The organism is Lentzea nigeriaca (assembly GCF_016907955.1).
In the GTDB taxonomy this organism is placed as follows: domain Bacteria; phylum Actinomycetota; class Actinomycetes; order Mycobacteriales; family Pseudonocardiaceae; genus Lentzea; species Lentzea nigeriaca.
The window spans coordinates 121,116-127,740 of sequence record NZ_JAFBCX010000021.1 but is presented as its reverse complement, the minus strand read 5'-3'; the positions used below and the strand labels follow the sequence as shown (position 1 = coordinate 127,740).

The window sequence follows — 6,625 nt, the reverse complement described above, 5'->3', positions numbered from 1 at the left end:
CCCACCGGAACCCCACTGTCCAGCACCGCCGGATAGCGGTCCATCCGCGGATGCTCCGGCGCATAGGTCGCGGGCTTCGACGCGTTGTACTTGTCGTTCGTTGGCTGGTCCGCCTTCGCCGGGATGATGAACTTCTCCATCGACGCCCACGCCGACCTGAACGGCGCCCAATCACCCGTCACCCGGCCATAGCTCGCCTCCAGCCACAGGTAATAGCTGAACGCCTCCGACGTCGTCTGGTGACCATGATCCGGAGCCTCCACCATCAACGTCTCGACCGAGTGATACGGCACCAGCAGATCACCGAACTTGCGGAAGTACCCGCTCGCCGGATCCTTGATCTTGTTGTACTGATCCAGGAACGCCTTGCTGAAGTCCGAAGTGGACGAATCGATCTCCTTGACCGTGACGCTCGCCGGGCTGTGGCCGGGAGCCGACGCGGTGAAGGTCGCCGTCGCGAGGTCACCACCGTTGGCCGCCGACGACACCGTCACGGCCTGCTTGGCCGCGCTGGTGAACGTGAGCGTTTCCGGTGACACCGTGAGATCCGCGCTGCCGCTGCGGGCGATCGTCACGGTGACGGGCTGACTCGGGGCCGTGGCCAGCGAGACGTCGAAGGTGGCCTTCTGCCCCTGCCGCACCGAAACCGCACTCGGTGACGCGAGTACCGCGGGCCCGGCCAGCACCTTCACCACCACGGGTGCCGAAGTGGTGGTGGCGCCTCGGTTGTCGGTCGCCCTGGCGGTGATCGGGTGATCGCCCGCGGTCGCCGTGGTCCAGGTGCCGGTGAACGGCGCGGAGCTGTCCGTCGCGATCAGCTGGTCGCCCGCGTAGAAGTCGACCTTCGCCACCGTGCCATCGGCATCCTGAGCCGTTGCCGCCAGCGGAATCGTGGCAGGCAACGTGTACGTGCTCCCCGCCGCCGGCGCCGTCAGCGCCACCGACGGAGACCGGTTCGGACCCGTGCACGCCACACCGTTGACCGCGAAATCCGTCGGGGGCCGGTTCGCCGAACCCTTGCTGCCGTTGAAACCGACCTGCGCCGAACCACCGGACGGAATCGTCCTCGCCCAATCCGGGTTCGTCACCGTCACCACAGCGCCGGCCTGGCTGAACGTGCCGTTCCACCCCTGCGTGACCCGCTGCCCGTCCGGGAACGTCCACGTGAGATTCCAGCCGTTCAGCGCGTCACCGTCGTTGCGGATCGTCGCCGTCGCACCGAAACCGGTGCTCCACTCGTTGGTGATCTGGTAGGTGACAGTGCAGGCAACGGCGGCCGGTGCCGCCATGGCGGGTACCCCGCCGGTCACCATCACCGCCGCCACCATCAATGCCGTTGTTCGCCGAGTCATGCCGCCGCCTCTCGACTCCTGGGAGCGCTCCCAGAGTTCACGGCACTGTAACGCGAGTCACTTAAGGCGACAGACCCCAGATGTAACCGGTTCTAGGCCGAACAGCCGTGCGCTCTACCCAGGACAACGCAACAGCAAATCGTCCGGCGGACCCTCTTACTACTCCCTTCGAGTGGAAATCCGGGAACGCTCCCAGATGTCATAAACAGGTGTAACGCCGCACTTCCGCCGCACGCCCGAAACGTTTCGAAAACATCACCAGGCCAGGTTCAACCCGGAGATCACGTTGCCGAGCGCCCCGGAGATCAACCGGTGGTCGCGCGCGGAGAAGTGCCAGTCGCAGCCCAGCAGGTCCAGTGCCGGGTCGGAGTAGTTCCAGTAGCGGATCCGGCTGTCACCCCGCTCCCGCACGACCTGACTCGCGGCGTCGGCGAACGCGCCGGAAGCCTGCGGGGTGCTCACGAGAATCGTCGTGCCCGTGCCGTACCGGGTGCGCAGCTTGTCCAGGAAACCTTGATAGGCGGACTTGTACGCGGTGACCAGGCTCTGCTGGTCCGGCCACTGCTCGCCGGGCCGGAGCGCCGTCGAGAAGTCGTTGGTACCCAACCCGACGACGACCAGCTGCGGGTGCCACGTGCCGGGGTTCTGCCACACGTCACCGTCGACGTTCAGCAACGCCCTGTCGTAGTAGGTGCGGTAGCTGGTGCCGGGGTCGCCGCCGTTGTAGTTGCGGACCATGCCGCGGCCGGAGAAGGCGTTGATCTGGTAGTCGGCGTTGAGTGCGCGGGCCGTGAGCGCGCCGAAGGTGATGTCCGCGTTGCTGTTGCGGTCGACCCCGCCGTTCGTGGAACAGTCACGGGTCGTCGACAGGTTGCCGTAGCCCGCGGTCAGCGAGTCGCCGATGAACTCGATCTGCCGGGTGCGCGCGGCGGGCTTGGCCAGGATCTCCCCGCCCGAGGCGGCGACGAACCCACCGAACTCCCCTGCCGCCCAGGTGCTCTCGGTCCGCTTGACCAGGCGGACGGTGTGCTCGGCGTTGCTCAGGTTGTTCACCCAGTGCGTGGTCCTGCCCGGCTTCGACAGCGTCGCGACGGTCGAGCCGTCGATCTGCACGTCGAGGTCGTTGGCGGAGTCGTTGACGACTATCCCGACACCCGTGCCGCGGAACCTGCCTTCGAAGTAGACGCCGGGCCAGGAGTACTGACCGGCCTTCGTGACCCGGCCCGCGGTGTGCGCCTGGGCCAGCACGTCCGGCGGCGGCGCCGAGCCCGTGCACGCCGTGCCGTTGAGCGCGAAGCCGGACGGCGCCGAGGAAGCGGGACCGTTCGCGACGAAACCGAAGCCGGCGGTCGCACCTGTGACGAGAGAACCGTTGTAGTTCACGTTGTCGACGGCGACCTGGGCGCCGGTCTGGCGCACCGTCCCGTTCCAGATCTGCGTGACCGTCTGGCCCGCGCCGTACGACCACGTCAGCTGCCAGCCGTTGATCGCGTCACCGAGGTTCGTGACGTCCACGGAGGCGATGAAGCCGCCCTGCCACTCGTTGGTCACCTTGTAGTCGACCTTGCACCCGGCGGCCGCTCCGGCCTCCGGTGCGCCACCGATCCCGACAGCCGCCGTCAGCGCGGCGACGATCGCGGCAGCTGTCGCCTGCTTGACCCGTTTCATCCTGGCACCCCCATATCCGTCCACAGTGGACGATTTGGCGTTGCGGAACGTCCTCGAGCGGACCGTAACGGAGTTGCCGCACAGCGTGAAGAAACCGGGTCGATGGCGTTCGACGGCCGCCGTCGAAGCCGTCGAAGCATGTGGTTGAACTCTTGACCACAGGAGGCGGACCCCGCCACCCGGCTGGCGAAAACCTGCCAGTCGGGGGAGGACGCCTGCCAGTCTCCGGATGGCGGGCACCCGCCTGCGCTCGCGACACTGAGGCGGGAACCACAAAGGAGAGTGACATGATTCGGGTGGTCGTCGTGGACGACGAGGAGCTGGTGCGGACGGGGTTCCGCCTCATCCTCCAGGCGGCCGGGGACATCGAGGTCGTCGCGACGCCGAGCGGCGCGCAGGCGGTGCGCGAGGTGAGCCTGCAAAAACCCGATGTCGTGCTGCTCGACATCCGGATGCCGGACGTGGACGGCCTCACCGTCCTGCGCCAGCTCCAGGGCCTGAAGTCCCCTCCTGTCGTCGCCATGCTCACGACGTTCGACTCCGACGAGTACATCGCGATGGCCCTGCGGTCGGGCGCGGCCGGGTTCATCCTCAAGGACACGAGGCCCGACCAGCTCGCCCAGATGGTGCGCACGCTGGTCAGCGGCGGTGTGGTGCTCTCCCCCAAGGTCACCCGCACCGTCGTCGACGGCTACCTCGGTTCCGGCGCGGGCTCGCCGGCCGCGGAGCAGGTCGACCTGCTGACCGAACGCGAACGCGCGGTGCTCGTGCTGATCGCGGAAGGGTTGTCCAACACCGACATCGGGGCACGGATCCACGTCAGCGTCGGCACGGTCAAGGACCACGTCAGCGCCATCCTCACGAAGCTGCGCGTGGGCAGCAGGGTGCAGGCGGCTCTGGTGGCCCAGCGCGCCGGAATGCTGGAGGACGGGCGGTCATGACGCGAAGAGTTCCTCCAGGGCTGGTCGACGCCGTGGTCGTCGTGGTCGCCGCTGTCGAGGGCGCGCTGACCGCGATCGGTGAGCAGTCGTACGTGGGCCTCGTCACGAGCGTGATCGCCGTGCTCGCCCTGACGACACGCGACCGCTGGCCCCTGCCGTCCTTCGTGGCGACGCTGCCCGCCGTCGTGTTCCCCGGCGCCATCGTCGCGGCGATCGTCGCGCTGTACTCGGTGTCCTCCCGGTACCGCAACTGGTGGCTGCTCACCGGGTGCTGGCTGGTCGCGGCGGGCATCGTCGCCTTCCCGCTGTTCGACCTCGCGCCGGAGTTCTGGCACACCGACGTGGTGCTCGGCATCATCTACTTCACGATGACGGCGGGAGCGCCGATCCTGCTCGGCCAGTTCCTGCATACCCAGCGCGAGCTGGCTCTGCGGCTCGACGAGGTCAAACAGGCGCGGGACCACGAGCGGCGGCTCGACGCCGAGGCGATCCTCGCCAGGGAACGCAACCAACTGGCCCGCGAGATGCACGACGTCGTCTCCCACCAGGTGAGCCTGATCGCGGTGCAGGCCGGTGCGCTCCAGGTCAGCACCACGGATCCGAACGTGAAGCAGGCAGCCGAGAACGTGCGGCAGCTGTCGGTCAACACGCTCGACGAGCTGCGGCACATGGTGAACCTGCTGCGCGCCTCCGGCACCCCGGCGACCGAGCTCACCCCGCAGCCCACGCTGACCGACCTGGAACGGCTCATCGCGGGCAGTGCCATCGACGCCCGGCTCGTCGGCACCGCTCCCGACGGCCTCGAACCACCGGTGCAGCGGGCGATCTACCGCACGATCCAGGAAGCGCTCACCAACGTGCGCAAGCACGCCCCCGGCGCCAGTGCCACCATCGAGATCTGCCACGACGACACCGACCTGACCGTCACGATCACCAACACCCCGCCCACCAGGCCGAACCTCGCCCTGCCCAGCGCGCGGCACGGACTCGTCGGGTTGCAGGAGCGGGCCGCGCTGCTCGACGGCAGGATCCACACAGGACCCACGCCCGACGGCGGTTTCCGGCTACGGCTGCGGTTGCCGATCACCCTCGCCGGAGCGGCGCGCGGCTGACCGCGGCTCGAAGTGGGCCAGGTAGACCGCGCGTCCCGCGAGGCTCACCTCCAGGTGATCGAGCACGGGATCGAAGAACGTCTTGCGCTGGGCGGCGTCCGTGACGATGGTCGCGAGGAAGTACAGCGTCGAGAACGCGGCGATGAAGAGGCACACCTGCACCAGCTCGTTCGACAGCGGGATCTGCACACCGAGCATCTCACCGGGCGTCGGGTCGTGGCTCACCCACGACTTCACGGCGTCGTGCGGCACGGTGAGGCTGCCGAGTACCACGTAAGCGAAGAAGACCAGCGTCGCGAACACCAGCGCCTGCAGCAGCTGGGTGAGCAGCAGGATCAGCAGCATGTTCGCGCGTTCGAGCCGGGTGAGCGGCGGCGCCGTCACGTCGGCCGGCGTGGTGAGAGTCGCGAACGGGTCGTCCGGCAAGGCTCCGACGCGGTGGCGCCAGCCGCCCTCGGTGGTGAGCCCGCGCAGCTCCGCGACGAACACCGAACGCAGGAACAGCGCACCCAGCACGGCGAAGAAGACCAGGACCAGCCACATCTGGTCGCGCGGGATCTGCCCAGCGCTCTGCCAGATCTCTGCGGTGTAGAACCCGAACGTCGTCACCAGCAGCATCAACGGCATGGCACGGCTCGTCATCGTCCCGACGCTGCGCAGCTGACGCACCGCCGCCCGCAACGCCCAGCCGAAGATCGACCCCACGCCGACCGCGGTCAGACCGAGCAGCGAGACCACCCAGGCCAGGTACTCCAGTGCGGCCGACCAGATCTCGTTGCCGTGCAGCACGGTGTCCACCACCGTCCCCATCACCACGTACCCGGCGACGATCACCACGGCGGGCACGAACCCGCGGTCGTCCAGAACCCGGTCGCGAGCCCAGGCCGCGGCGAGCCACGAGCCGACGAGGGGGAAGACGATCGTCCCGATCAGCGTCACCGTGTACAGCACCCGGAACAGGGCGTTCTCGAGTTTCGTGGGGAACTCCGCGTCGCCGTCGACCGCGGTCAGCACCTCGTAGAGCACCTCGGTCAGCCCGAGCCACACCACCGCGGGAACGATGCGGGCGGTGAGGTTGTCCTCCAGGCCGCGCACGACGGCGGGAAGTCCCCTGCGGCGAAACCACTGCTCGGCCTTGCGCCCGTCCAGTTCGGACATGGTCATGAGTTCTGCTCGTCCCGTCTGGTCGGCCTCAAGAGCACCACCGGGTGGCGGGTGGTTCCCGACAGTCGGCGGAGTGCGGCCGCACGGCCGCCGCGGTTTGCTGGGAGAGCAATGCTAAGGCAGCGCCCGCTCCACTTAGGACGCGCATTTGCATTGCGAGACCAGCACCACCACGTGCCGTGGACACGGGTGGTGATCGCCGCCGCGCGATCGGAAAGCCCTGATCCGATCCGTCGCGGCGCAGGTGGGCACCGCGCCGCTACCACTCCCCTCGGCGCGGTGCCCACCGCTCTTTCCGAAACCGGCGAATGAGATTCCGAGTTCTGCGGACAATCACCGCACCGGACCGCCCCACTGGTCCTGCGAACGGGTGAAGGGGCATCATCGG

At 68.3% G+C, this 6,625-nt stretch carries 5 protein-coding genes; 2 read left to right on the top strand and 3 right to left on the bottom strand.

Features of this window, described 5'->3' with window-relative positions; translation table 11 throughout:
* Together JOD27_RS40030 and JOD27_RS40025 are read right to left on the bottom strand one after the other, a co-directional pair.
* On the bottom strand, positions 1-1,352 hold a 1,352-nt coding region (locus JOD27_RS40030), incomplete at its 3' end, for a glycoside hydrolase family 48 protein (RefSeq protein ID WP_204767583.1).
* Between the two features lie 255 nt (positions 1,353-1,607).
* Positions 1,608-3,020 (bottom strand): cellulose binding domain-containing protein, encoded by a 1,413-nt coding sequence (locus JOD27_RS40025; RefSeq protein WP_204767582.1) that lies wholly within the window; start codon positions 3,018-3,020, stop codon positions 1,608-1,610.
* A gap of 287 nt (positions 3,021-3,307) precedes the next feature.
* Here JOD27_RS40025 and JOD27_RS40020 point away from each other — a divergent pair, with 287 nt between their 5' ends.
* The gene (locus JOD27_RS40020) at positions 3,308-3,961 is read left to right on the top strand and encodes a response regulator (protein ID WP_204767581.1); all 654 of its coding nucleotides are present in this window, start codon (positions 3,308-3,310) and stop codon (positions 3,959-3,961) included.
* Complete coding sequence (locus JOD27_RS40015) at positions 3,958-5,073, top strand: sensor histidine kinase (protein WP_204767580.1); 1,116 nt, start codon at positions 3,958-3,960, stop codon at positions 5,071-5,073. The genes JOD27_RS40020 and JOD27_RS40015 overlap by 4 nt, the downstream gene beginning before the upstream one ends.
* On the opposite strand, the gene JOD27_RS40010 is transcribed toward JOD27_RS40015, so the two are convergent.
* Complete coding sequence (locus JOD27_RS40010; protein WP_204767579.1) at positions 5,026-6,237, bottom strand: hypothetical protein; 1,212 nt, start codon at positions 6,235-6,237, stop codon at positions 5,026-5,028. The genes JOD27_RS40015 and JOD27_RS40010 overlap by 48 nt on opposite strands.
* Positions 6,238-6,625: the final 388 nt, after the last annotated feature.